Origin of the sequence: Geomonas paludis, assembly GCF_014193585.1 — a bacterium.
GTDB classification, from domain to species: Bacteria; Desulfobacterota; Desulfuromonadia; order Geobacterales; family Geobacteraceae; genus Geomonas; species Geomonas paludis.
In genome coordinates, this window is sequence record NZ_BLXY01000002.1 from 41,666 (window position 1) to 67,885 (window position 26,220).

The window sequence follows — 26,220 nt, forward strand, 5'->3', positions numbered from 1 at the left end:
GGATTGACGCTACTCCCGCACAATGGTGATGATCTCTCCCTCCTCAGGCACGGCGTCCCGCTTGATGCGACAGGTCGACGCCACCCGCACCCTTGCCGCATCGATGCGTTGCTGCAGGAGGTAATCGCGTACCGCCCGGCAACGCGCCTCGTGCACCTGCGCCGGTTCCCTCCCGGACGGGCATCCTCCCACCACGAACCTTGCCCCCGGCGCGCCGCGCAGCGCCGGGAGTTTGCCGGCAATGGTCTCCCGCGCCCGTTTGTCGAGCACCGTCTCCCCTTTCTTGAACCACACCTGCACCAAGGCCCCCTCGTCCTTCATGGCACACCATCCCGGCGCCGGCAAGCTCCAGGTCACCGCCAGCACCAATAGCAGGCGGAGCGCGGCACCCGGCCGGCGCCGGGCTACACCAGAGCATGATCCTCCGGTCATGGCTTGGGCCCCTTGACCTGCGCGGTCCCCTCCGCTGCGGCAGGGTGGGCCGCCTGCTTCGCCTGGAGAATCAGGGCGTCGATCTCTTCGAGGTCCGCACCCTCCACCACCTTGCCATTGATCAGGACGATGGGAGTGGCATCAACCCCGACCTTTTCCGCCAGCTTCACGTGCGCATCGACCACCCCACCGTCCTCAAACTTCTTGGCCGCGAATTCCGGATCGTCGTCGAACAACCCGCTCATAACCTCGCGCAGCGCCTTGGACTTGTCCGTGGCTGCCGCAACGTAGCGCGCCTTCTGCAGCGATTCCCCCTCCCCTACCATGAAGATGCGTCGGGTGATGTCGCGGTTGCGATCCAGGTGCTTGGACAGCTTTCTGCAGTAGCCGCAGTCGGGGTTGGTGATCTCGATGACCTCCACCGGCCCCGACCCCACCGCAATCCCCTGTTCGCGGGCAGCGAGGAACGGCTTCATCTTCTCCTGCGCCGCCTTTCTCATGCCCTCCTCGGCAATATTCTTCCCTTCCTGGTCGTAAATCTTGCCGACCACGACGTATCCGCTGGCCGGATAGAAGTACACCGCGGTCCCATCGCTGCCGGAGAACTCGAAGAGCCCCGGGATGGCGGTTTCACGCACCGACGTGATGAATTGCTTCATGTCCGGGTATTTTTCTTCGAAGCTGCGCCGGGCATCATCCAGGCCGAGGGCAAAAACCACTTGAACCCCAGCTACCACCGTCATAACTACCAGGAAAAGAATTACCTTCAGTTTTCTGTTCATTGTCGCCTCCTGAGCATAATAGTGTTTAGTTCGAAGATGTGACTGATCTATCTTTCTTAAGTTCGTGCCCTGCTCCCAGCCTGCCCCAAACCTCCATCTCACCGCGCCGCCGCCCAGACCGGTTCGGCATCGCTTCCCGCTCCGCTCGAGACGCGGATCTGTGCGGAACCGTCGGCGCGCATGAGGTAGATGCCATCCCCGCCGGCGCGGGACGAGTTGAAGACGACGAAACGGCCGTCCGGTGACCAGCGCGGGTTTTCGTTGCGCCCGACAGCGGTGAGCCTGACGTTGTCCCTGCCGTCCGGCATGATGCTGAAGAGTTGGAAGGTCCCCTCCACCTGGCCGCTGTAGACGATGCGGTCCCCCAGGGGTGACCAGCTGGGGTTGACGTTGTAGGGACCGGAGGTCGTCAGCCTGCGGACGTTTTGGCCGTCAGCGCCCATGATGAAAATCTGCGGTTTCCCCAAGCGGTCTGAGACGAAGGCGATCTCCCTGCCGTCCGGCGACCAGCAGGGAGAGACGTCGATGGCGCGGTTGCTGGTCAGCCGCCTGAGCCCGGTCCCGTCCCGGTTCATCAGGTAGATCTCCGCGTTGCCGTCGCGGCTGGAAGAAAAGGCGATCCTCCTGCCGTCGGGGGAGAAGGCGGGCGTGATGTTGCCCCCTGCCGACCGCGTCAGGCGCGCCTCGCTGCCCTGGTAGATCTCGCGCCGGTAGAGGTCGGGCCCGCCGTTCTTGTAGGAGGTGTACACGATTTCAGCTCCCCCAGCGGCGCAATCCGGGTGCAGGTTGAGCGAGCCGTTCCCGGTCAGGGGTCGCATGTTGTGACCGTCGTAATCCATGAGGGCCAGTTCCTTGGCACCCCCCTTCCTGGTGACCAGGGTGATCCCACCGGAAAAGGGGCCTCTCTTCCCGGTGACGGCGAGGAGAATCTCGTCGCTGAAAAGGTGACCGATCTGCCGCAATTCCTTGACAGTCGCGGTGAAGCGTTTGGCGACCTTGAGGGAACGACTCGGCACGTGGTACAGCCGGAGTTCCACCGTCAGGGTGCTCCCGGCCACCGTGTAGCCGCTCAAGACCAGGAAGTCCACGGCGGCAGCTTCCAGGGGGGCGAAATCGAAGAGCCCCGGGGCGATGCCCCTTCTGCGCACCTGTTGGGGATCCGCGGCCGGTTCGAACGGCCCGGCAAAGGAGAGATCGAAGCTAAGGAGATCCCCCAGTTCCTTTGCGCAAGCCGGCTCCTCTTTACCATCCGACAGCGGTTTGGCGACCACCGTACGCAGCAGACGTTGCCCGGGTGCGGTAACGTCTATGGGGACCTCCTCGCCATTGTCGCCGGCCGTGCTTTCGGGTACCGCCGGAACGGCGAGGAGTGCCAGGATAAGCAGACAGAGAAAGACGCGGAGCACGGCCGCGCCGGTCCGACCAGTTCCGGCGCCCGCCCCTCGGCCCAGGCAGGATGAAACACTCATGACCCAAGCCCCGCCGTCAGTTGCCGGCAGCCCGGCGCCGCACCCCGGGGCCGGGGCTCCCCGCAGGTACGATCTCGACCCGGCGGTTCAACCGCCACGCCTCTGGCGAGTGCCCGGGGTCGGCCGGGAACTCCCTGCCATAGCTGATTTGCTTCAGCCGCCTCCCCTCTATCCCCCGCGCTACCAGCCAGTTGACTACCGCCTGGGCCCTGCTTTCCCCGAGGGAGATGTTGTAACGGTCATCGCCGCGCTCGTCGCAGTACCCTTCCACCTCGAACGTCCCCTGCTCCTTGGCCAGCACCTGGTAGATCCGCTCCAGCGCCTCAAGCGCAGCAGCGTCCAGGGTGAAGGCATCGTACTCGAAGAGCACCGCCTCGAGTTTCACGGCAGCGGGCGGAGGGCCGGGCGGTACCGGGGGATCGACGACGGGCGCCGGTTCCGGGTGCTTTACCGGAGCAGGCATGGGCTCGACAACCGGCGGTTTGGGCTTAGGCTGCGGCGGGGGTACCGGCTCCCTGGCGGGAGGTTGGGGAGCAGGTGCGGGAACAGCCTCGGCCTTACCGGCGCCGCCTGGTGGTGGCACTGTCGGGGTGGCCGCGCAGGCTGCCAGCCAGACTGTGACAAGGCACAAAAGACAATAACTAAAAACTCTCATCCGGTTCATGGTCGCTTCTCCTCCTGATTGGTACGGCAACATGTGCAAGATCTCGGATGGCTATGCAGATTGCCTCCGTACTGGAACAAGACGGACGGGGCTGAATTTTCCCTCAAAGAATTCTCGCCTTTCCGTATGTGCGCGTTTTTTTTGTTCTGCGCGCTGCGCCGACATCCTCTTCCTTTGCGAGAGGGTCAGATGACGGCATCGACCGGGAGTTGAGAGGGCTAGTAAATCTGGAGAGGGAACTGCTCAGGAGGGGGAAGGAAGGTACTGCGGGGGTAAACGGTCTAAAAGGCCACGTCTTCCCGGTAGGGTTGGTCGGCCAGGGACGGGCCATCCTGTATTTTCACCAACTGCAGGGTTCGGACATCGAGGGACCACACGGAAGCACAGGGTGACCAGGGATCGATCAGTATGCGCACGGCAGCCGGTGGCTCAAAGCGGATCGCATGCACAAAAGCCGGCGCCGGTTGGTCGTCCCCGTGCGTATTGCTCTCGCGGAAGAACGAGCGCATCCCTTGTTTGAAGTCGAAGTAGACGATCCCTTCGCCCGCGGTGACGAACCAGGATTCATCGGGACCGATCAGCGCCGCAACGGGATCGCCATAGTGCCGGCCGATTTCGGTCCTGCTCCCGCTCGTCTTGCGGACGAGATAGGCCTGCTCGAAGTCATGGCAGATCAGATAATTTGCTGATTCGGCGAGAAGTTTCATAGAGGCAGACCTCGGCAACGTCCTTTCAAGGTGACTGCGCAGCACCACATCCGGCCGCGAGGTTGCTGCGCCCGCAGGGTTAGCCCTTGCGGCTACCTCGTGGGGTTGAACAACCAGTACTTGCGATGCTGCGGCGATTCCCGACGCACCAGGAACTCGCGCTCGTCGGGTTTCTTCAACTGCAAAGCCTCGCTTATATCGGTAATGATGGAGCGGTTGCTGCCGTAGTAGGAATGGCCCAGAAGGCTCGTATCGACTCGTGAAACGTCGATGGAATCAACCCCGGGCACCACAACGATCTCGGGGTTGGAGTCGCCGGCGCGCCGGCCGTCGTTGTAGCGGTGGGAAACGGCCAGGGCCAGGTCGTGGGATGAGGCGTAGAGCGACACCCTGCGGGCGAGGTGCGACAGCTTGGGGGCGATCTCCTCGCGGAACAGTTTCCCGTCGATGTCGGGGGCGGCGAGCACCAACTGGTTGAAAATCACCTTGTGCCCCTTCTTCTGGGAGTCGCTGATGCGGGCCAGGGCCTGGGTCAGGCCATGGGTCCCCATGCTGTGGGCGATGACGTGGATCTTCTCCGGGCGGTAGCGCTCGATCAGGATGCGCAGGAAACGCTCTATGTCGGGCACCGAGGCAGCCACGGTACGGGCGTCGTCGGCGTATCCCAGGATCTTTCCCTGGGAAGGCCAGCTGAAGAGCACCGGGATGCCGGGGAACTTGAGATCGTAAGCCAGTTGGGCGGTACGCCGTGCGGCCTTCTCAAAGGCAACGTTGTACCCGTGCACGAACAGGAGTATGTCCCGGGGGCCCGCCTCGGCTTTCAGCTGGCGGTAGAACTCCTGCTCACCGAGCTCCCTGGCATCCTTCAGGATGATATGTTTCTCCGGATCAGCGCTCAGTTCGAGCAGGAGCGTCGAAGGCCCCTCCAACTCTCCCGGAACGTGCGACACCGGGATGGTGACCTCGCATTTGCCGTAATGCAGCTTCGCGTCACGCTCGGCGCCGTATTGTGCTGTTCCTTTCACGGGGGCAAGCGGCTTGCGGTTGGTGGAGAAATAAAGAGGCACGGTAACAAAGCGCTGAACACCGCGCACCTTCTCCCCACCACCAAACTGCTCCAAAAGAACCACCAGGTTGCCGGGATCCCCGGCCGCCTCGGCATAGTAACGTGCGGTGTGACCGTCCCCGTCGCGCCGTTGCGGGTCCGCACCCGCCTCCAAAAGGGCCTGCACCACGGCCGTGTGCCCCCCCTTGCAGCCGGCGATCAAGGGGGTTGTCCCGCTGGGGTCTGCCGCGTTGACATCCGCCCCGGCAAAAAGCAATGCCAGCACCACATCTGCCGCCCCGCGTCCAGCCGCGGTTACCAGGGCAGGCACCCCGCGCGCGTCGACAGCGTTCGCTCCCACCCCGCTCTTCAGGAGCGCCTCGACGCGAACGGCATCGCCCCCCTCGACTGCAGAGAAAAGCTCCTGCGGCGGAGCGGCTGCCAGCACCGGCAGGGCAAAGCCGGCGCCAACGAACAGGAAAACGACAAGGAAAAGCCCCCTGAAGGTTTGGGCGAACATACGGAACTCCTAAGGCATCGAAAAGTTGAGGTGTCTGCTTGCTATGACACCATCTCTATGAGTGCTACTCCAGCGGCAATGCGCCGATCTCTTCCAACACGTCCCCAGCTACCGTTGCCACCCACGAGTCCCCTGCACATGACAGGCGCATGACAGCTTCGAGGAGCGTGGTTTCTCCCGGCATCAGCTCTCGTACCGCTCTCATGGCCGTCACGGTGACTTCAGGCTCGCGGGCGTCACCATCCAACAACCCAGCGCCGACAATCGCCTCGACAACGCCGCTTCCCTGGAAGCCAAGCGCCCTGCCATAGTTACGGACAAGTCGCAGCGCCCCCGATTGGAGTTTTTGATTGCCGGAGCGCAGCAGTTCGACAAGATGCGGAGCAACTGACTCGGCAGGAACGGTATCCGATATCCGCGCAGCAGCATAGGATGCAATGGCGTCATCCGGATCCTCCAACGCACCAAGGGCGGCCTCCAGGATGGCCTGATCGAGATGGGCGGCATCGACAAGTCCGGCTGCAGCCCAGTACCTCAACTCGACGGGTTCTTGCCGCAGCACCTCCTCAAGGACCGTGACCGCCTCCCGGGACGACGGGACCAGGAGCAGCAAGGAACTGGCGGCGGCCACAACTACCGCCTTTTCCTGGTCAGCGAGCAGATCGCGAAGGCGCGATACCACCGTGACGGACGCGCCCCCGATGCGCCCCAAAGCAAGTGCTGCGTGCTGCCGCAGCGGCGCCATATCGGAAAGAGTACACCGTACCAATGCATCGCTGACACAACTGACAGACGGACCAATCTCGCCCAGTATTCGAGCAAGAAGCCACCGATACTGGCCATCCTTGTCTGCAAGGTACTGGATCAGAGGTTCGACAGTGTCTATCTCGGCTCCCGAAAAGTCGAGGTAACCAGTGCTGCTCCCTCCCGATCGGACATAATCGAGAATCTCTTGAGCGGTAAATTGCATAGGTGGTTCCTGTGTAAGGACGGGGACGTGCCTGGATACTGGCGGACGGTACTACCTGACACGAAACCGTGTCAAGATCTTTCCTCACCTTGCCCTGCCCTTCCCCCCATAGCCTTGCTCCGGTTCCAGCCAAAATGATCATCCGCATTCTGGCTCAAAAAAACGCCGGGGGTTTTCAGCCTCTTTACCGTCTGATAGGTAAAGCAGTTCACTCGAAAAGAGCACGGAGGAAAACATGAAACGATTCAGGGCATTTTGCATAGGAGTGGTGGTGCTGGCCGCAACCGTGGCAACTGCCGCCACCCCGGCTTTGGCCGAGGTAATCATCCGCAACGGCGACTTTCGCCTGGTGCAAACTGACCTCGGAGAGCACGAAGGCGACGCTCCCCGGGTGACCCGCTACTACCACTCGACCTGGAAGGTGGAGGGGATGTTCGGGTCCGGATGGCTGAGCGAGTACGAATTGACCGTGGAACGGGGAGAGCGCGACACGCTGCTGGTGATGGATCCGTGCTCCGGGAAGCCGATGCGGTACCTCCGGGCCCCAGCGGGCGTCTCCCAGGGCGCTCCCTTTAGCGAGGGGGCCGTCTACCGCGGATCGCGTTGCGGTTGCCAAACGATCACCACCACAAGGGAGGGCTACCTGCGCAAGTCAGGCGACCGGGTGGAAACCTACGACCCGGCTGGCAAGCTGGTCAGGGTACAGCAGGGACAGGGCTATACAGTGGACGTGGTCCGCAACGCGGCGGGCCAGATCGTGGCGCTGGTCGATTCCAAGGGATGCCGCCTCAATTTCACCTTCGACGGCCCGCGGGTGAGCCAGGTGACCAGGGACGGCGAGGTGCTGGTCGACTACGGCTACCGTTCCGGCCGGCTGGCAAGCGTGACTCCGGGCGAGAACGAGGGTGGCCAATTCCGCTACGATTCCGGCGGGCTGTTGACCCGCTACACCACCGGGAGTTCGGATGAGACCATAACTTACCTTACCGGCGGGGCCACACCCCGGGTAGGTACCCACACCTACGCTTACGGGGCATGGGAGCGTTACAGCTACGAAGACGGCTCCCCCGACGGCCTGACGCATGCGACCACCGTGACCTCCGGCAGCGGTTCTGGAGAGTATGCATATCAGGAAACAACCCTGCACCTTTTCACCGAGCAGCGCAACGAAGCAGGCGAGCTTTGGCTGTCGGAAGAAGTCGAGGTACAAAACGGAAAGGTGATGGGAGTGTCACGCTATAGCAGCTCGGGTCTGCCGCTTGAGACCACCAGTCTCGGGGAAACCACCAGGAGGACCTATGACAGTAACGATCGGCTCACCCGCAAGGAAAGCCCGACCGAGACGGTGGAGTTGAGCTACGACCAAAAGTCCGGCAAGGTAAGCCAGGTGCGTAGAAGCTCGCACAACGGGGAGCTGATCCTTGAGACGACCTACAGCTACGACAGCAAGGGGAACCTGCTCCAGGTCAGGGACAGTTCCGGCACGCATGTGGTCATGCAGTACAACCATTTGGATCAGATCGAGAGCCTGGACGACGGCAGCAGGATCCTCTTCATCAAGTACGGCCCGGCCGGCAAACCGACCCGCCTGGAGATTCCGGGCGTAGGGAGCATTGAAGTCAGCTACGACGAAAAAGGGGTGATTCAGGAGGTGCATGGCGATCAAGGAAGAGAGATTTCCCTGCAGATAACCGATGCCTTCCGGGTGCTGCTCGACCTGGTGAGGGAGGCACAGGCAGGGGAGTAGCGGGAGTAACAACGAACTTCTTCGGCTTACGCCGCAAGTCGATCTGGACGCATGAAAATGGCCCCTTCACATGGCGAAGGGGCCATTTCTGTTCGTGCCGAGACGCGAAAGAGATTGCGGGTAGCCGGAGACGGTGCCGCAGCTTACCGGGCAGCTAGATCCCTTCGTAGCTGAACTGCACCGTTCCCCACTGGGCCCGCTTGTTATTCGTGTAGATGCCCCCCCTGCTGGCCCCTCCCATGGCCCTCGCCAGGAAATCCTCCAAGGGGTTGCCTTCACCCTTGGTTGCGCCGCGGGTTGCAAAGACGGTCTGCTCGAACAGGGAAACATCGAGCGGCATCTGCGAAGCGATCAGCTTGACGATGTCTTCCCCCGGGTCCTCAATGAGAATTCCGGCGACTTCGCCGAAGTTGCGCCTGCTTCCCGCTTTGACCAGGACGACCGCGTTATCGTCACCCACCCTGGGATACACCGCCTCGATCTTTCCTTTGGCCGGGGAAATGTCGAGCAGGTAGCAGTAGAGGTCGTTTTGGGTGTTGTTTTTCACGGCAAAAGTGAGGATTTCACCCCGCTTTATCTGGTTCCCCTGGAACTGATGGGCGGGGACCGTCGCTACAGGTCTGAAACGCCCCGTGGCTTTTTCGTCAGGAACATCGAGGCACTGCTCGCCCTGGCACGAGGGATCGGGGGTGTACCGGGTAACGAACAGCTCGACCACCGGCTCACCAGCGCGCCCGCCCGCACCGAGGTGCTTGATTTCACGGATGCGGGACACCTTCTTCAGGTTCTCCACAACCAGTTCGACCGCGCGCTTCTCGTCGGGCGGCTGGAGTTGCATATTCTCAACAGTCGGCTGTTCATCCGGCGTAAGCGCCCAAATTTCCGCTTTGGCATTCCTGTCGGCCATCGGCAGCGTCGGTGCCGGTCTGTTGGTTTTGCGGGTCTCGTAGACCAGCTTGCCGTCCTTGCGCATGGGCCGGATCACCATCAGCATGAAATCGGCATCTTTCTGGGAACCGGCCAGTTGGTACCCGGGAAGCGTGGCCACTTCCCTTTTCAACGTGGCCACCAGGGCCTTATCCTGTTTGCGTTCGGCGGGACTCACCATCTGCGGATCCTCGGCAATGAAGATCTTGAGCGGTGTGTAGGGGTAGGCGTGGGATTCCTCAACGGCCAGGTCGCCGTTTTTGAAGCTCCCGCTGGTCACCTCTCCCTCGCTATCAAAGGCTTTCACGGACTTGATGACGAAGGAGCCTTCACCATCCTTCTTCTTGTAGACGGAGCCGGCCGTAATGCCCGCGAAGGTTCCCAATTTCATCTTGAGGGTCTTGCCGTTCGCCGACACCCCACCGACGGAGACGCTGCGCACGGACGGCGGGAAATCGCCGGCAAAAATGGCGCGCTTCACCTTGCCCTGGATCTGCGGATGCTGCCGGGTGTCACGTTCGCTACCGATCAAGGCCAGGGTGCGTTTGAAGGCGTCCTCCCAGGTCTCGCCGCGATCAGCCTTGTTGAGGGCCTGGACCCAGTTCCAGGTGAAAAGCCCGTAGGATTTGCCGTCGGGTGCCTCGTACTCGCCCGCCTGCTGGTCCTCGCGCGCCGCACCGACTACGACTCCGGTCACATCGGCGTGTTTGAAGATGCGCGGTCCAAGCGGGTGCTTGCGCATATCGATGTCGATGGCCCTTACCTTGGGGGCCTCCCCCCCTCCCCTGGTCATGTTGCCGGAATGGCAGGAGTCGGAGACGAAGGCGATGTTGTCGGTCTTTTGATAGATCGGCAGCAGCCACTCCCCCACCTCCTCGTTGAGGACGTCGTAGTAGTCGAGCTTTCGGGCATCCGCCCCGGCCGGGAGGGATTCCGGCTTGGGCCGCGAACCGAAGGGGACCCAGGTGGAATCGTAGGCAATGCCACCCTCGAATCGGGGCTTCTTCATCCCGTTGAGGTTGGGAGTGAGAGAGCCGTGGCCTGAGTAGTGGATATAGACGATGTCATCCTTGGCCACCTTCTTTTCCAGTTCGGCAAAGGCGCGCTGGATCCCTTCGTGGGTTGCCTCCGCGTTCTTGAGCACCCTGATGTCCGCGTCCTTGAAATCGAAACGCTCCTTCAACAGCGTCCGCACCAGCTCGATGTCGTTGATGGTCCCGTCCAGGTCGCTGAAACCACTGGTGGCCTTGTAGTCGGCAATGCCGATCAAGAGTGCGTGCTTGGCGGCGTAGGCGGGGAGCGCGCAAAGGCACCAGCTCAAGCAGCATACCAGCAGTAGCAAGCGGCGTATTCTCTTGGTCATCTGTTTCCTCCCTTTGTTTACCGTACCTTCGATTTGTTCTGCTTAAGCTCAACGCCGGCGCAAGGCGGCGCGACTTTAGTGCACGGGGGCGCTGCGACGGAAAAAGCCGGCAACCGTGGCGGTGAGGTGCATAAGGAGCGCGGCACCCCCCAGATACCAGCCAATGCAGAGCCGCCACCAGTCGGAAAAGGCAAGCGAGCCCAGGAACCACGCGGTGAGGCAGCATCCGCACAACTCCAGGATGCCCGACAGGACGCGGCCCCTCCTGTCCCGCCACAGTCGCAGCACGACGAGGGGCACGGGCCAAAGGAAACACGCCGCCGGAAGCCACGTTTGGGGATCGTCACGCTCCATCAAGGCAAATACCCTGATTTCCCTGGGCCACTGGCGCTTGCCGGACCCGGGTTGGTGCAATTCCGACCCCGGCTCAGGCTGCGGCGTTTCCGCTTCCTTGACGCCGGGACTGGCAGCAGGCGCGGGCGCCGGCGCCGGTGCCGTTGCCTGAGACGATTGCGCAGTACTGGAGGAAGCGCTTTCCTCGCTGCATCGGGCAATCGGCAACGACGCCGCAAGCAGGAACAGTACGGCAGCCAGCCTCTTCCACGTCTCAACGCTCATTATTCATCACCCTGGTTTTCGTCCTCCCCGGCCGGCAGCCGGATCGTTGTACCATCCGCCCCTAGATGCCATTACGGTTGAAGAAGGTGAGGTTGCGGATCTCGCCCCCCTCCACGTCGGCCAGGAAACCGTCGTAGACAAGCACCGTGCCGGAGTTGCCGGCAAGTTCGCGGCGCGGGGCGCCCTGGGCGGCGCGGAAGAGCTCGGCGCTGACCGGTTTTGCCTGCGCCACTTCGACCATCTCCACGGTCTGGAATCCGGAGGCACGGTCGATTCGCACCAGGGCGAGCATCCCCTTCCCCCGATAGAGGGCCCAGTCGTCGTTGCCGATGACGAATTCCCTCCGGTTCATCCCGGCGAGCGTCTGACCGGCAGCAACGCGCAACTGGCCCAGCGCGATGGGCGACTTGGGTTGCTCCGTGCGCGGCGCGGGCCGGGGCTGGGGCTGCCGGCCGAGTTGCCGGCGCGCAGCCGCCGCATACCCCCCGGTGCCTTCCAGCGCGAGAAAACGCTCCAGGTACGCCGGCACCAGGTCCGCCTTTCCCCGCTCCCGCTCCAGCGCCGCCAGGTTGTAGAAGGCGTCCGGCAAGGGGGCCGGGGAGGCGGTGAGCCCGGTCAGGATGGAGCGCGCCGGCTGAACGGTGTCGACGCCGTTTGCGGCGCCAAAGAGGTAGAGGGCGACCGCCTTCACAGCCAGAGCTTCCGGCTTCCCGGGTTGCAGACGCAAGGCCTCCTCCACGGCGGCCAGTGCCTTGGCGTTGTCCCCTGCCACGATAGCGGCCGAGGCGAGATTCAGACGGGCCGGGAGGTAGGAAGGGTCCCTCTCCCGCGCCAGTTCCAGGTGCCGCACCGCCTGATCGATGTCGGCGCGAAACTCCCCGTCCTCCTGGCAGATGACGTTTTCTCCCCTCTCACCCTTGCCTCCCCTGGTGACCGTGGTGACCGTGGCTTGCGCCAGGGTGACGGTGTCCAATAAGGCAGGAAGCTTGAATCGGTAGGGAAGCGACGCGTCGCATCGGGACAGGCGCTCCAGCGCCTGTTGGTAATAACAAAGGCCGATGTCGTTGAAGAGTTCCCGGGCCGGGAAGAGTTCCCGGAACTGCGTGAAGTAGGTGATGGCCTCGTCGTACCCCCCCTGCTGGTAGAAGCGCACGCCGATATGGAACAGTTCGACCTCGTCGGCCACCTGCAGCAGCTGTGATTTGAGAAACTCGGCCCGCTGCTCGGCGGTCGGGTGCTCGTCATCTTTGGAGGGTAACTGCGCGGCGATCTGGGCGAGGTAGTCCCGGAAAAAATTGGTGCCGTCCCGATCGACTACCGCGTGGGGATCATAGCCGGCCATGGCCATGAAAACGATGCCGTAGCTGTCGGCCTGCAGCTCCTTGACCTTGGTCACCTCGAGGTTGTGGCCCTGCTTCACGTCGCTTGCCTGCTCCAGGAAGCGGGCCACCGACCCGATCTCGTCCTTGCCGCCGGAGGCGAACTCCAGCACCGCCCGGTAGGCCCTCAGGTGCCAGAAATCGTTCTTGGAGAGATGGGAGAGCTCGTGCCCCAGGATAAAGGCGAGCCTGGCATCACCTTTGCCCTGGTCCACGCCGGCCCGGCAGGCGCGGATGCCGTCCAGGGAGAGGACTATGGTGCCGTCGGGAAGCGCCGCTGCATAGGTGTCCTTGGCTCCGTCGATGACGAGCAGCCGGGGAAGCCGCGCCTCCGACTTGTCGGCGGCTGCCAGCACGCGGGCGAACACCCGCTCGGCCCCGGCAACCAGGGGCTCCCCCTTGACGGCGTACTGTTTCCACCACTCGTAGCTGTCCTTTGGGTCCCCCTCCGCACGGGCCGCCCCCTGCCAGGCGACGCCCCACAGCAGCAGCAACAAAAGAGGTCGCACAAACCTCATCCTTCTCACCTCGTGTTCCGGCACTGCCGCGAGCACCCCTGTCCGGGGCCGCCGCCGCATCGATCCCGGGCAGGCCGGGCCCGCCGCGATAGCCCGTAAGGGGCGAAGGTAACAGGGGGAGAGGCCCCGGTCCGCCCCCTCACCTCTAACCTTCCTCCCTCTGGGAGAGCCTGACCCGGATCTCCATGAGCTTCTCGCCGCGCGCGATGGTGAGCGTCGCCGTCTCCCCGGGCTTTTTGCCGCGCAGGAGCCTGAGGACCGCATCCGCACCGGCAACCCTGCGCCCGTCAACACCCACGATCAGGTCGCCGGGTTCCATCCCCGCGCGCGCCGCCGGGCTCCCCTCATCGACGCTGTCGACGACGGCGTCCTGCGCACTGTTCTTGAGACCGATGCCCAGATAGACACCGCCCCCGGATCCCGATCCCGGGGCGGGAGTCGCAGCGGCCAGGAGATCCTTCGCCCGGTTGACCGGCACCGCAAAGGCGAGCCCCACGTTGAACGCCTCGCCGTCTACGCCCTTGCCCGGGCTGTAGATGGCATCGCTGATCCCGATCACTTCGCCGTTCAGGTTCAAAAGGGGACCTCCGCTGTTGCCGGGGTTGAGCGGCGCGTCGGTCTGGATCAGCTTCCTCGTCCCCTCCCCCAGGGTGCGGTTCAGGGCGCTCACGATGCCGCTGGTGACGGTGAAGGTGATCCCGAAGGGGTTGCCGATGGCGATGACCGGTTCGGCGATCTCCAGGTTGTCCGAGTTCCCCATCGGCATGAAGGGGAAGCTCCCTCCCCCCACTTCCATGGTCAGGATGGCAATATCATCCTCCTTGGATTGCCGGGCCAGCTTGGCACGGTACACCTTGTTGTCCCAGGTGGTGATGTAGACAGAGCGGTGGCCGTCGATTACATGCTGTGCCGTTACGATGGTGCCGTCCTTGGCAACGATGAACCCCGAGCCGACCACGGCGATATCCTCCACGGTGATGGTGTCCTGTCCCTTTTCCCACTGCGGCTGTCCCTTCTGGCGGAACTGCTTCTCCTCCTGCTTGTAGTACTTCTGGAATTCATTCCAGTACGAGTCGTTACCGGAGAAGCGGTAACCGACCCGCGTCCGTTTGTCGATGCCGATGCCGACGACGGCTGGCATGACATTTTTCACCATGGCCACCTGTGGGAAAAGAGAGGAGGCCTGACTGGCGCAAAGGGCCGGTTGGGAAATCGCGAGTAACAAGGACACAACGACAAGCATACGCTGCAGCATACAGTACCTCCTCAAATATCAGGAACCGTTATAAAACGGGCGCATCAACAGGTGACTGTATACCATCGGGCTGAATACAGGTCAACGCAAATCCAATGGCCTTAATGACTGTCTCCACAGCAAAAACAATGATTTAATTCTAATTGGCAACCACGTTTTCCCGACACTGACAGCTTGCCGCCTAGGTTAGAACTCATCCTGCAGGCGGGATCACCATATTGCCGCTTTTGAGCATGCGCATGATGAGTTCTTTTCCCTCCGCCTTACGGCCGTTATTGAAGTAGTGGTTTGCCAGGGCATAGACGCCCTGGATGTATTCCTTGCTGCCCTGACCGAGAAGTTTCTCCTTCAGGTTCAAGGAGCGCCGCAGGAGAGCCTCCGCCTCCAATGGGCGGCCGGCAGAGGTGCAGATTCCCGCCAGAAAATCGAGGGTGGCGGCGACTGAGAGATGCTCGCTGCCGAAGAGCCTCTCCCGCGTTTCCAGGACGGACCTGCCGCACTTCAGGGCGTCGTCGTACCGGCGCGCAGCGAGGTATTTGCCCCCCAGGTCGACCATGCCCTGCAGGGTTTCGGCGCCGTCAGGATCGATCTGTTCCCGAATGTCCTGGCTTTTGCGGTAGAGCGCCAGGGACTCCTCGGTCCTGCCGGTTTCTTCGTAAAAGGCAGCAAGGTAGGTCGCAACCGTGATGACTTCCCGATGAACGGGACCGTAGCTGTACTCGACGATCTCCAAGGCCCGCTTCAGGAATATTTCCGCCTCGATGACCTGGGCCCCGGCCACCAGGACCGGCGCCAGATCAAGCAGGATCACGGCCACGGCCGGGTCGTTTCGGCCCAGCATCTTCTCCCTGATCTCGAGCGCCTCCCTGAGCATCCGTTCGGCCTTGGAGATTACCCCACCCGCAAAATAGCAGTAGCCCAGTTGCCTCAGCGTCTCTACGTACTCGGAGCTTTCCTTCCCGGGGAATCTCTCCTGCATTTCCAGTGCGGCAAGTAAATTCTGTTCCGCCTTCTGGTAATCGCCCGTGTGCCGGAAAAGCTTGCCCAGTTCGGCCAGTCCCGTGGCCACCTCGGCGGCCTCCTCACCGTAGATCCTCTTCCTGATCTCCAGGGCCTGGAGCAGGTTTGCTTCGGCCTGCTCGTATGCGGAGGATTCCAAATACCGCCAGGCTTCAAGCTCCAGCTCCCTGGCACGGAACAGCTGCCGGGCGTTGTCCGCCTTCTTGGATGCAAGGAGCGCATCCGCCTTGAGCGCAGTGATAAAGGCCCGGTCGAAGTTGCAGCCATCCGCGGCGGCATCCAGGTGCGCCTCGCGCATCTCGCCGGAGAGGACGTCGTGGTCGAAGGAAAGACTCAACCTGTGTTCCCCGGAGGAGCGGTCAGCCCCGGGGTAGACCACCGTGAGATGGGCCGGGTCCGTGCCCCTTATGCGCCCGGGTTCCATCTGGGGACCGTACAGATATCCCTCGATCGCGGTCAGCGCCCCCCCCTGGCGTCGTTCCAGGACGAGTTCGATGGGGCGGGAGTTGGTGTAGCCGCGGCAGTCCCTGCCTGATACTTCCACAAGGTCCAGCGTCCCGACATAGACCTCCTGGACCGCAAACGCCGGGGCAAGCGGCAACGAAACGGTGATTACCAGAACTACGGCCTGCAACACGCGTAACATCGGTCTCCTCCCTTTCCTATGAGAAATCAATTTCCATAGGTAAGACGGACAGCGGGCCGTTTTGCCGGGTACTTTTTTTCGTGCCGGGCAAGCCGCACCATGGAGCCGGAAAATTGTGAAGGAAAAAAATAGCCCCGGCTGGTACGACGCCGGGGCTATTGGAACTCACTGAACAGCTTGAGCTCTTACCTGGAGAGTTTCCAGGTAAAGTTGTCATCGCAGTAGATTGCCTCAGGGCCCCAAGACTTACGCGAGCCGTCGTCGAATTCCGCCACGCCGTACACGACCAGGGGACCTCTGGAGTAGAAACCGTCAGCCTTGCCGTAACTGGAAACCAGGCCCACGTAGTCGCCTTCAACATAGACCTGGATTTTCCAGGGAGTCCAGTTGTCGACGGTAAGATCGCAATAGCCGCCGCGAGTTTTGCCGCCCTTTTTGGCAGGGGCTTCGATCTTCGCGTTGGGGTCGTTCTGGTCGGACTTGTGTTTGATGTTCTCGTCCGCCTCGCCTCTTGTCTTTGCACTCTTGGCAACCGAAGTCTGCTTCTTGACCTTTTTCTCGGCAGCCGATGCTGTGCCGGAAAAAAGAGGACTGCAGATAAACGCGCCTAGAGTAAGAACCATCAGACCTGCCTTCCAATTCATAAGTTACCCTCCAATCAGTAATTTCACACACGATAGTGTGCGTGCCGCAAATAATAACGTACCATCAAGCTGACAACAACTAAAATTAATTACTTTGTAACTTTATTTTTTTAAGTAAACAGGTTCCTCTCTGACATTGACTACCGCAAAATGATTAGAATAAGATAATTCGCAGCAATAAAAGAAACACTTTTCACTTCTGTTGTACTTACTCAGGACACGCGCATCTACCGTACTGCTGCATCGATCAGCCGCGGCGGCGTCACCTCTGCCTCGCAGCACCATGCTCTCACTAGATCAGGACGCAACCTGCCGCATTTTCCCCCTCTTTTTTTCGAAATTATCTTCTCCGCCAGCAGGGGGACGGCGGCAACGGCCAAGGCATCCGGCCGGAAAAGCTATTGGCAGTGCAGGATGCCCGCCTCCATAAGCTGCGCCGCAGCCCTGTCGCCGGCGGCGAGGCCCGCGGGAAGCTCTTGTATCAACTGATACTGCAGCCATCCAAAAGCAAATTCGCCACCGTAGTTGTCGGAGAGAAACTTGACCATGGCAGCTTTCCGGAGCCCCTTTTCCGCGGCGCTTCCCTCCTCCCGGTCTACGGCGTTCAGTGCATCCGCCACCATCTTGGCGGCCGGCCCACCAAGCAGACGGATGCTTCCCTCCTCGCCGGCACCAGTGAGTTCCCACCGATAGGGCACCCCTGGCACCATCCCCAACTCCTCCGGGGTTACGCTCATGGCCCGCGTCCCTGGCGCCACCTCGATCTCACGGACGGTGGCCCCGCCGGCGTCACGGATCACGAGCTTGTGTGCCTCTTTGCTACACCAGCGAAAGCTCACCCGCTGCCCGGGGAGCAGGGTAGCCGCGGCGCCAGGGAGCCGGGGCGGCTCGACCTCGGGGCCCCGGGTCGCGGCCCGGTGCGTCTGGCGCCCCGCATGGCGCGCAAAGCCCACCAGGTCTCCCAACACCGCCAGGACGCCGCTCCCCCCGGGAGGCGGGGAGAACGCCACGCGGTATCCGCGCTGCACCGGGTCCAGGCGCACCAACTCAGGGGAGAGCCACTGTATGGGAAGCGCGGCGGCCTTCACCTTGGTCTCGATGACGTCACCGGCCTTCACTGCAGCGTCCTTGGTGCAGCTGCGGCTAACGGTGGGACCGATGATCCTGCAGTCGGGCTGGTCGCCCAGGAACATGCCGACGTCCTGAGCGGTACCGACCCCGGGAAGGGCGCCGACCGCAAAGAAAGCCGCTGCAGCGAGGCAGAGAGTGCGTTGTTTCATGACCAAGCTCCTCCTAATGGTGATGGTGGTGCTTCTTCCCCCGGGAGGCGATCATCTCCTCGAAGCCGTCGGCCGTCTTGTGCAACTGCATGCCGAGCACGGGGACGAGGAAGTTGAAAAAGAGCCCCCACTGCTGGTAGATGGCCCAGCTGAATGGCACCAGCAGCACGATGAAAACAAGCGACGACAGGATCTGGGCCAGGGTGGAGTGAAAATGCAGAAACAGCCAGGCGGCGAAAACGATGATGAGGGCCTCGATGGCGAAATGCTGCCAGGCCGGCAGGTGCACCGGCATCTTCCCGGACACGATGGTGTTGATGGCGTTTCCGATCAGGAACATCCCGGGCATGCGTCCCACCGGCGTGGCGAGGATGTCGCCGGTTTCGGGGCTGCCGTTGCCGATCAGGACGATGCGGCCCGCGAGGGAGTCGGGGGAGAGGCCGGGGCGGAAGTTGCCGGCGTCGCGCCGGTCGCGGACCCCGGCAGGGATCAGGAAGCGGATGCGCTGGGTGTAGGGGAGAGAGTGCGATTCCCCGGCCAGGTACATGGTGGTGGCCGCCTCGGGGGCGGGTCCCGTCTGAAGCGCGGAAAGATGGATGAGGGACGTGCCGATGCTGACATGGTGCCCCTCCCCCTCGCTGCCGTGCGCCTCACGGGGTTCCCTGGAGCCGGCCGCCAAGAGGGCCGCCGCCGCACGGTCCAGTTCTGCGCTCGCCGCAGCAGTGCCGCTGCGCGCATCATGGTACAGTGCTGCCGCCACGACGGGGAGGCTCCAGATGATCTGCGGCTTGCCGTGTGCGTCCCGGCCGACCTCGTAGGCGCCCCAGAACCGGTTCAGCAGGTCGCTCTCGCTGGCAACGACGATGGGGGCCGCACGGTGCAGGATCTTGCGCCCGTCGGCCGTGCGGCGCTCCAGCAGGTCCTCGAAGAGGTGCGGGCGCAGGTCTCCCTCGCTTCCGACGCGGACCGGAAGGACGACCTGGGTGCGCGCGTTTTCCCTCAGCATCCGCTCCAAGAGCCCGCGCAGCTTGGCATCGCCGGCAGGATCGAGCAGGTCCGGTTTATCGAGGATGACGTCGAGCGCCACTACCGGCGCCCCCTTCTGCCACGCCGTTTCGACGAGGCTCGCCAGCCGGTCGCGGGGGGTGATGAGCGGCTCGCCCCACTGCCGGTATTCCTGAGGGGTGATCTCCACGAAGAAAAGCGGGCTCTTTCCCTGCGCATCGGCGGTGAGGCTGCTGTGCTCGTACCGGACCATGACGTCGAAGGCGGCGTTCAAAAGCACCTCGCCCCACTGGGTGGTGGCGGTCACGGTGAACACCAGGGCGATCAGGACCCCGATGCCCAGGTTGACCAGGAAGTGGGCACGCAGGATGCGGTCGCGCCAGAAGGTGGGGACAAAACTCATTGCTACTCCTTCTTTAAGGCTCTATTAGCGAATGCTGTTGGTATTTCCTGGTTCCCAAGCTCCAGCTTGGGAACCCCATATGGTGCAAAGCTCCAGCTTTGCAACCGAGGGAAGTCGGAGCGAGGCTTTGCGTTCCCAAGGCGGACCTTGGGAACGAGATCACCCTTGCCAGTCGGCCACACCGTCAGTGGCTGGCGGGCTACTGCCAGTTACCCATCAGGATGAACGGCGCCCAGTAATACGGGTGGGCGTAGGGCCTGCCGGGATCGACGGGCTCCGCCTTTGCCGACGGCCGCGCCGCCACGCGGGCCAGGTTCACCGCACCCCGTTCGCCCTCACCCGCCCCAGGGGAGTTCGCGCCTCGCAGCAGTTCGAGTTGGGCCTCCCGCAGCGCCTCGGCCTTGGAAAGGCGCTTCTCTTCGCGCAACCGGTAGAAGCGCTGCATCAGGGTGGACGTGCTGGGGTCCGCCACCGGCCAAAGCGTGGCGACCACGGCCTTGGCCCCCTGGCGCTGGGCCAGGATGGAGAGCCCGTCCACCTCGCGCCCGTCCTGGTCCTTCCCCCCCCCCACGGCGGTTTCGCAGGCAGAGAGCGTCAGCAGGTCCACCCCTGCAAAGAGGTTCACCTGGTCCTCCACCTCCCTCAGGGTCAGAGGGGTACCGTTGCCCAGCACCAGGTAGCTGCTCGAGTCGTCACCGGTCTCGAAATGGAAATGGCTGGCGATGTGAACCAGCGGGTAGCTTCCGGCATCCTCGAGCCGCCCCCGCAGCAGTTCCCAGGTGAAGGCATCGTCGAGGTAGGCATCGCCCGGGATGACCCCGCCGGGAGCCGAGGCGCTCCTGACGATCCCCTTTAGCTCCTCCGGCACACCCGGAAGCGGGCTGTAGCTTCTCCCCAGGACCGTGCGCGGCTGGCTGAGCCCGAGACCGAGCACCCGCCAGGTTCCGGCCGGCCGGTCCTTGAGCCTTGCCTTGCTGGCGGAGGTGTAGAGGACGTTGCGGTAGCGGGCCACCACGAAGTCGCTGCCGTCGTGGAGGGCCGACAGGGGGAGGTAGCGCAGGGGGCCGTCCAGGTGCCAAAGGATCGTCTGCGCGCCGGCGGCCTCCAACTCGGGTGCCAGGGGACGAAACACCAGGTCGTAGAGTTCCCGGGCCGCGGGGACCGGGTCGCGCAGCACCCCGGCGGCATCGGGCTGCAAAAGCCTGCGGAAGGCGAAGATCTTGTCGGCAAGCTGAGCCGAGCCCACCTTGCGGGTGAAGGCACGGCGGTATTTCGGGGCGATGAGGAGCAGCGTCAACTCCTCCTGGTCGACGATGGTGTAGACGGCGACGGCCCCCGCCCCGAGTTCGGCGAGATCGGCCTGGATGCCGACTGCCTCGCGCACCTCTTCCTTCTCCCTGCGCCGCTCGGCGCCGAAGGAGGCGCAGACCCGGACCAGGGTGGCGTTGAAGGCCTTGGCCGCCTGGTCGATCTCCTTGCCCAGCCTCAAGTACTCGGCCTCCTCATCGGGAGAGCGCGGGGTTTTCTCCTTCAGCGCGCTGCGACGCGCCGAGAGGGCGCCCAGGGGGGCGGCCGCGCGCTCCAGTTCCTGGTGCCGGTCGTTTTCGTACCCGGTCAGGGTCACCCGGCCGGCGGCAAGCCCGGCGGACTCGGCCGAGCGGCGGGCGAACTGTGAGAACTCCTGGTCCTTGAGCAGCTCCATGACGTGCTCCGCCTCCGGGAGTCGCCCCTGGGCCACCAGCAGCGCCGCCAGCTGGCGGTACACTCCCTCTACCGTGGTGCGGAACACGCCTGCATGCTTCACCCCGGAGCCTGCCATATCCTGACGCATGGCCTGGATCCTGTTCACCGCACTCTTGGCAAGGAGTGTCGCCGGGCCCGGTTTCCCTTGGGCCAGCAGCACCTTGGCGTAGGCACTTTGCACCGCCCAGGTCAGGGCCGGTTGCTGCACGAGGGTCGCGATGGCAAGGGCTTGTTGCAGTTCCTGTTCGGCCTCCGGCTCCTTCCCCTGCAGGTGGTAGACCCAGCCCAGATTGTAGTGACGCAGACCGACGGTGGCGGAGACCGGCCCGTGCTGTTCCTCGATCAGCCTGATGGATTCCAGCAGCAACCGCTGCGCAGGCTCGGTTTTCCCCTTCTCCAGGTAGAGGCCGGCAAGGTTGTTGGTGACCGCGGCCAGACGCGCCGCCTGTGAGCCCCCCCCCTCCCTGAGAATGGCCAAGGCCTTGCTGTAGGTCGTCTCTGCGTCCACCATACGTCCGGTGACATCGTAGAGAAGGCCGATGTTGTTTCGCAGCACCGCAGCCTCGAAGCTCCCCTCGCCCAGCTTCTCCTTGACGATGCGCCAGGAGGTTTCGTATTCCTTGTCCGCCTCCTCGTACCGGCCCCAGACGCGCAACAGGACCCCGAGGTTGTTGCGGACGGCGGCCTCGGCCACCTTGCATTTGGACAGGATGTCGGGATCCGGGGGGAGCTCACGCTCCTCGACCCGGCGGCTGGTCTTCAATTCCGGCGCCACCGTAACGAATTCCCTGGCCGCCTCCTCCCGGTCGAACCCCTTTTCGTCCAGCTCGAGGGGGAACTGCTGCAGCCCGGAGGGAGCATGCCCGTCCCTGATGGCGAGCTCGATAACCTGGAGGGCCAGGCGGTAGCAGTTCTCGGCCTCGGGGTAGTTCCCGGTCTGGCGCAGTGCGCCGGCCAGCCCGTTGAAGCCGAAAGCCAGTTCGGGGTTTGCCACCCCGGTCCGTTTCAACAACCCGGACACGGCGCCCCTGTGGTAGGCCAGCGCCTGGACCGGGGTCATGGAGGGGTCGAACGTGGTGGCCTGGTCGCCACCTTTTGCAGGATTGCTGCTTGTCGCGCCGGGGAGGCTTCTCACCCTATCTTCCCGGTTCGGATCCATCCCTTTCATCTTCAGTTCGATGCCGTACACCTCGGCCAGCTCGCGCTGGCACGACGCCTGGAGTCTGCGGCGCGCGAGCATTTCCTTGGCGGCCGAGGGAGCTTCGGCTGCCTCCCGCGCGCTTCTCTGTGCCGACTCGGCTTCAGCACGGGCTTTGGCCATTTGCCTTTCCCGGGCCTCCATCTCTGCCTGGGCCCTGAGGACCTCCGCCAGCGCCTTGGCCTGTTCCTCTTCGCCGGTACCGGTTGGGGGTTGCAAGCGGGCGCCACCCGCTGCACACCCGGTGAATACCAGCAGACACAGAAGTAAGATCCAACTTTTGACAGGCATAGGCAACCCCTGAGTCAGAGCGGTTAATGGTATTTCAGTATCACCAACAGCCGCCAGGAGTAGCACACGCGTTCTACCGGTTACGGACTGTATTTGGCAGCCCGCAGTTTACTCAATACGAGGATAATTTCAAGATCGATTGCGTCGAAGGTGGGCATTTATGGTGTAGGTTGCGGCTCCCTTTGGGCGGCCTTCAGTTCCTGCACGTACTCCCAGAGCTTTTTGAGTCTGGCGGCAGGGAGCCCGGGATACCGGCTGGCGAATTCATCCAGGGCGTAGTGCCGGGCCCTGAGAAACAAAAGGTCCTTGTCGAGCTGGTCGTACGTCTCGGGAAGAAAGGGTTCCATGCCGGCGCAGACGAATACCGTGTCCCTGAGCGCCACGCTGGGGAGGTCCCCTTCTCTTTTACCCTCGGAGCGCGCCAGCTCCTTCATGTCGCACCGCACCGCCGACGCGGCTCCCTGCGCCACCCAGGCCGCAACCAGCAGAACGGCTACTGTCAGAGTCTTCATACATATCCTCCGGCGCCGGGCCGTCTCCCCCTCGCCCCAGCCCTCAACGTCGTGGGGGCTGGGGCGGTATGGTCTGCTGGTTGAGGGAGCTGAACTTCTAGTTCTTCCCGATGACTTCCGCCGCCTCGACCAGGCGGACGAACTCGGACCGGTCGCCGTGCTCATCGGCGCCACGCGCTCCGCGGGCGAGTTCGAGCACCTGCTGGTACGAGGCGTTCCCCCGGTCTTCCGCATCCTGGAGCAGCAGTCCCCATTCCGCCACGGCGGCGGCAAACCGGGTAGCCTCGGAGGCCTGCGGCAAGGAGACGGCGCTCGCGCTCACCTTCTCCACCAGCTCAACGCTGTCGTCACCTTCGGGCTTTTTGTAACGGAAGCGGATCAGGGCCAGTTCGTCCGACCGGTAGGCCGCCTCCTTCACCTGGGTCGTCTGGTAGGTGAGCTCCTGGCTCCCCGCCGCGCCCGGCAGGGCCAGTTCGATCTCGTAGAGCGCGGTTACCGTGTGACCGGAACCGAGTTCCCCCGCGTCCTTCTTGTCGTCGGCAAAGTCCTCGTTTCTGAGCGCCCTCTTCTCGTAACCGATCAGCCGGTAGGACTTCACCTTGGCCGGGTTGAACTCGACCTGCAGTTTGACGTCCTTGGCGATGGCCATCATGGTGCCGCCGAACTGGCGCACCAGTACCTTCTGCGCCTCCATGAGGTTGTCGAGGTAGGCGTAGTTCCCGTTGCCACGGTCGGCCAGCTTCTGCATCCGGGAATCCTTGTAGTCCCCCATGCCGACGCCCAGGACGCTCAGGAAGATGCCGTCGTTGCGCTTGGTCTCGATCAGGCGCACCAGTTCACCCTCACCGCTGACGCCGACGTTGAAATCGCCGTCGGTCGCCAGGATGACCCTGTTGTTGCCGTTCTTGATGAACTGCTCCTTGGCGATCCGGTAGGCGACTTGGATCCCCTCTCCTCCGTTGGTGCTCCCCTCGGCAACAAGCCCGTCCAGCGCTGCCAGGATGGTGGCCTTTTCGGAGCCGGCGACCGAGGGCAAGGCTACCCCGGCCTGCCCCGCGTAGGTGACGATGGCGACGCGGTCCTGAGGGCGCAGTTGTCTGACCAGCATCTTGAACGATTTGACCAAAAGCGGCAGCTTGTTGGCCTCGGCCATGGACCCGGAGACGTCGACCAGGAACACCAGGTTCGCGGGGGGCAGCTGTTCGGTGGGGATCTTGCGCCCCTGCAGGGCGATGCGCAGCAGCTTGTGCCCGGGCTGCCAGGGTGCGTCGGTCAGTTCGGAGCTGAAGGCAAAGGGGATATCGCCCCGGGGCTGGGGATAGTCGTAGCCGAAGTAGTTGACCAGCTCCTCGATACGCACCGCATCCGGCGGAGGAAGGGTGCCACCGCTGAGATAGCGGCGGACGTTGGCGTAGGAGGCGGTATCCACGTCGATGGAAAAGGTGGAAAGCGGGTTTTTCAGCACCTCGAGAAACCGGTTTGCCTCGATACGGGAGTACTCCTCGGTGTTGAAGCTCGAGGGAGGGGGCGGGGCAGGAGCAGCCGTCATTCCCGCCATGCGGTACGCCCCGGCGGCCGGCGGCGCCATCACCGCGGCGGGAGCGGCCATGGCCTTCTTGGCACGCGCATGTTCCGTCTGGACCTGGTAGGCAGCAACGGACGCCTCCCCTGCGGCTGCGGCGAGCGCAGCCTCCCGGCGTCTTGCCCGGTCACCACATGCGGTCATGCTGGCGACGCACAAAAGAAGCAGTGACAGCCAAAGCAATCTAAGCCGCAGGCTGCCGCTACCCGCTGCGCGACTCTCTCTCTTTACGGCACGGTTCAGCACGGATCTGGTCATTTCTGTCCCCCCTGTCACTCAAAGTCGTGGTGCAAACTCTGAGAAGGGAGACGGAAAATGCCGACATTTCCCCCGCACATTTTTTTTGCGGACCGGATGCCGCTCTTCGGCCAAGGCAGGCTTTGGCGCCGCCCCTAGCGGGTGACCTCCGCCAGGTTCCTGGCGAGGGCCTTCAGCCGGCTGAACTTCATCGGCGAGTCGCCCTCGGCCGCGACCGCCAGTATCTGCCGGATCAGGCCGGCGGTATCGCTGGAGAAGGGGCCTGACACGAGGGCGTTGCCGGTCGCGGTGAACCAGCCGGTGGCAAAAAGCGCAGGGTCGTTGGCCGAAGCGGCAACCAGCACCGCCTTCGACCAGGCCCCGAGGGCGACATGGGGGTCGACGGAGGGGGTTACCGGGGTAAAGAGCTGCTCGATCCGGCGCGCCAGAATGTTTTGCTCCGCGCTTTTCAGGTCGGTGACCAGCCTGGCCAGTTCGTCACCAGGCGCGCCGGCGCCCGGCTGCAGGTGCGTCGCCGCCTGCCGGAGCAGCTCTGCCGCAGGCTCGCGCTCGCCCCGGGCCAGGGACAGCCTCGCTTCCAGGAGCTCTCCGCCGGCAAGGAAACGGGCGCGGGCCCGCGACTCGGCAGCCGAACCGGCAAAGGAGCGCATCTCTGCTTGTCCCGCACGGGGTTGCGGCAGTTTTGCCAAAACGGCCAGCGCCGGGGCAAACCCTCCGGCAGGGGCGGCTTTGGCCTTGGCGCTGGCAGGCTCGCCAGGCTGTGGCGCGGCCGGCTGTCCGGGCGTCACGGCTGCAGCGGGAGCCGTCGCCTGTGCCGGGGGAGTGGCCTGCATCGGCACCGACCCGGACGGTGGCACTTGCTGCACCACGGGAGGCGCCAATTCCTTCATGGCCAGGCGCGGAGCTGCCGACTCGCGGACCAGACGCAGGGAGAGTGCCACCAGCAGGAGCGCTGCCAGGGCCAGCGGCACGCGAATGCGCCACCTGCGACGGGCCAGCAGGCGCTCCTCGCGTGCAAGCTCGGCGGCGACCCCGAAGGAGCGCAGACAGCTGTCGCAACTTGCCAGATGCGCCATCAATCGTTTGCGCACCTCCTCCCGTGCCCGCACCTCGACCAGCAGGTCGATCTCCTCGGGAGCAAGGCACGGCCCCTCAGGCGGCGCGGAGCGCAGGACCGCAGCCAACGCCTCGCCGGCGCGGTCATGTTGCATTCCGCTATGGTGACCTTTATCTTCGCTCATA

The 26,220-nt window shown here is 63.5% G+C and carries 20 protein-coding genes; 1 reads left to right on the plus strand and 19 read right to left on the minus strand.

Annotated features, from left to right (window positions below; translation table 11 throughout):
- Positions 1–9 precede the first annotated feature (9 nt).
- The 7 genes from H7687_RS05825 to H7687_RS05855 all read right to left on the minus strand — a co-directional run bounded on the left by H7687_RS05825 (position 10) and on the right by H7687_RS05855 (position 6,589).
- On the minus strand, positions 10–432 hold the full coding sequence (locus H7687_RS05825) for an OmpA family protein (protein ID WP_183346125.1): 423 nt from the start codon (positions 430–432) through the stop codon (positions 10–12).
- Complete coding sequence (locus tag H7687_RS05830; protein ID WP_183346126.1) at positions 429–1,214, minus strand: DsbC family protein; 786 nt, start codon at positions 1,212–1,214, stop codon at positions 429–431. Before H7687_RS05830 ends, H7687_RS05825 begins: the two co-directional genes overlap by 4 nt.
- A 98-nt stretch (positions 1,215–1,312) precedes the next feature.
- Positions 1,313–2,620 (minus strand): Tol-Pal system beta propeller repeat protein TolB, encoded by a 1,308-nt coding sequence (gene tolB, locus H7687_RS05835; protein ID WP_371877565.1) that lies wholly within the window; start codon positions 2,618–2,620, stop codon positions 1,313–1,315.
- A gap of 79 nt (positions 2,621–2,699) precedes the next feature.
- The gene (locus H7687_RS05840; RefSeq protein ID WP_183346128.1) at positions 2,700–3,146 is read right to left on the minus strand and encodes an OmpA family protein; all 447 of its coding nucleotides are present in this window, start codon (positions 3,144–3,146) and stop codon (positions 2,700–2,702) included.
- 482 nt (positions 3,147–3,628) lie between these two features.
- The gene (locus H7687_RS05845; protein WP_183346129.1) at positions 3,629–4,054 is read right to left on the minus strand and encodes a hypothetical protein; all 426 of its coding nucleotides are present in this window, start codon (positions 4,052–4,054) and stop codon (positions 3,629–3,631) included.
- A gap of 92 nt (positions 4,055–4,146) precedes the next feature.
- Positions 4,147–5,619 (minus strand): alpha/beta hydrolase, encoded by a 1,473-nt coding sequence (locus H7687_RS05850; RefSeq protein WP_183346130.1) that lies wholly within the window; start codon positions 5,617–5,619, stop codon positions 4,147–4,149.
- Positions 5,620–5,683: 64 nt separating this feature from the next.
- Positions 5,684–6,589 carry a HEAT repeat domain-containing protein gene (locus H7687_RS05855; protein WP_183346131.1) on the minus strand — a complete coding sequence of 302 codons (906 nt, stop codon included), beginning with the start codon at positions 6,587–6,589 and terminating at the stop codon, positions 5,684–5,686.
- A gap of 235 nt (positions 6,590–6,824) precedes the next feature.
- Here H7687_RS05855 and H7687_RS05860 point away from each other — a divergent pair, with 235 nt between their 5' ends.
- Entirely contained in the window at positions 6,825–8,336 is a 1,512-nt protein-coding gene (locus H7687_RS05860; protein ID WP_183346132.1) for a DUF6531 domain-containing protein, read from the plus strand.
- Between the two features lie 154 nt (positions 8,337–8,490).
- On the opposite strand, the gene H7687_RS05865 is transcribed toward H7687_RS05860, so the two are convergent.
- The 12 genes from H7687_RS05865 to H7687_RS05920 all read right to left on the minus strand — a co-directional run bounded on the left by H7687_RS05865 (position 8,491) and on the right by H7687_RS05920 (position 26,219).
- A complete protein-coding gene (locus H7687_RS05865; RefSeq protein WP_183346133.1) occupies positions 8,491–10,626 on the minus strand; it encodes a caspase family protein in 2,136 nt (711 codons plus the stop codon).
- Positions 10,627–10,701: 75 nt separating this feature from the next.
- A complete protein-coding gene (locus tag H7687_RS05870; protein ID WP_183346134.1) occupies positions 10,702–11,244 on the minus strand; it encodes a hypothetical protein in 543 nt (180 codons plus the stop codon).
- Positions 11,245–11,305: 61 nt separating this feature from the next.
- Complete coding sequence (locus H7687_RS05875) at positions 11,306–13,141, minus strand: M48 family metalloprotease (RefSeq protein WP_183346135.1); 1,836 nt, start codon at positions 13,139–13,141, stop codon at positions 11,306–11,308.
- 145 nt (positions 13,142–13,286) lie between these two features.
- Positions 13,287–14,294 (minus strand): S1C family serine protease, encoded by a 1,008-nt coding sequence (locus tag H7687_RS05880; RefSeq protein WP_183346136.1) that lies wholly within the window; start codon positions 14,292–14,294, stop codon positions 13,287–13,289.
- Between the two features lie 295 nt (positions 14,295–14,589).
- Positions 14,590–16,062 (minus strand): tetratricopeptide repeat protein, encoded by a 1,473-nt coding sequence (locus H7687_RS05885; protein WP_183346137.1) that lies wholly within the window; start codon positions 16,060–16,062, stop codon positions 14,590–14,592.
- Positions 16,063–16,247: 185 nt separating this feature from the next.
- Complete coding sequence (locus H7687_RS05890) at positions 16,248–16,706, minus strand: hypothetical protein (protein ID WP_183346138.1); 459 nt, start codon at positions 16,704–16,706, stop codon at positions 16,248–16,250.
- A 398-nt stretch (positions 16,707–17,104) separates the two neighbouring features.
- A complete protein-coding gene (locus H7687_RS05895; protein ID WP_183346139.1) occupies positions 17,105–17,986 on the minus strand; it encodes a hypothetical protein in 882 nt (293 codons plus the stop codon).
- A gap of 13 nt (positions 17,987–17,999) precedes the next feature.
- Positions 18,000–19,394 (minus strand): CHASE2 domain-containing protein, encoded by a 1,395-nt coding sequence (locus H7687_RS05900; protein WP_183346140.1) that lies wholly within the window; start codon positions 19,392–19,394, stop codon positions 18,000–18,002.
- A gap of 199 nt (positions 19,395–19,593) precedes the next feature.
- Positions 19,594–22,554, minus strand: coding sequence for a CHAT domain-containing tetratricopeptide repeat protein (locus H7687_RS05905; protein ID WP_183346141.1), 2,961 nt, complete (start codon positions 22,552–22,554; stop codon positions 19,594–19,596).
- Between the two features lie 230 nt (positions 22,555–22,784).
- The gene (locus H7687_RS05910; RefSeq protein ID WP_183346142.1) at positions 22,785–23,138 is read right to left on the minus strand and encodes a hypothetical protein; all 354 of its coding nucleotides are present in this window, start codon (positions 23,136–23,138) and stop codon (positions 22,785–22,787) included.
- A gap of 97 nt (positions 23,139–23,235) precedes the next feature.
- Positions 23,236–24,978, minus strand: a complete 1,743-nt coding sequence (locus H7687_RS05915; protein ID WP_183346143.1) for a vWA domain-containing protein — start codon at positions 24,976–24,978, stop codon at positions 23,236–23,238.
- Between the two features lie 134 nt (positions 24,979–25,112).
- Positions 25,113–26,219, minus strand: a complete 1,107-nt coding sequence (locus H7687_RS05920) for a hypothetical protein (protein WP_183346144.1) — start codon at positions 26,217–26,219, stop codon at positions 25,113–25,115.
- Position 26,220: the final 1 nt, after the last annotated feature.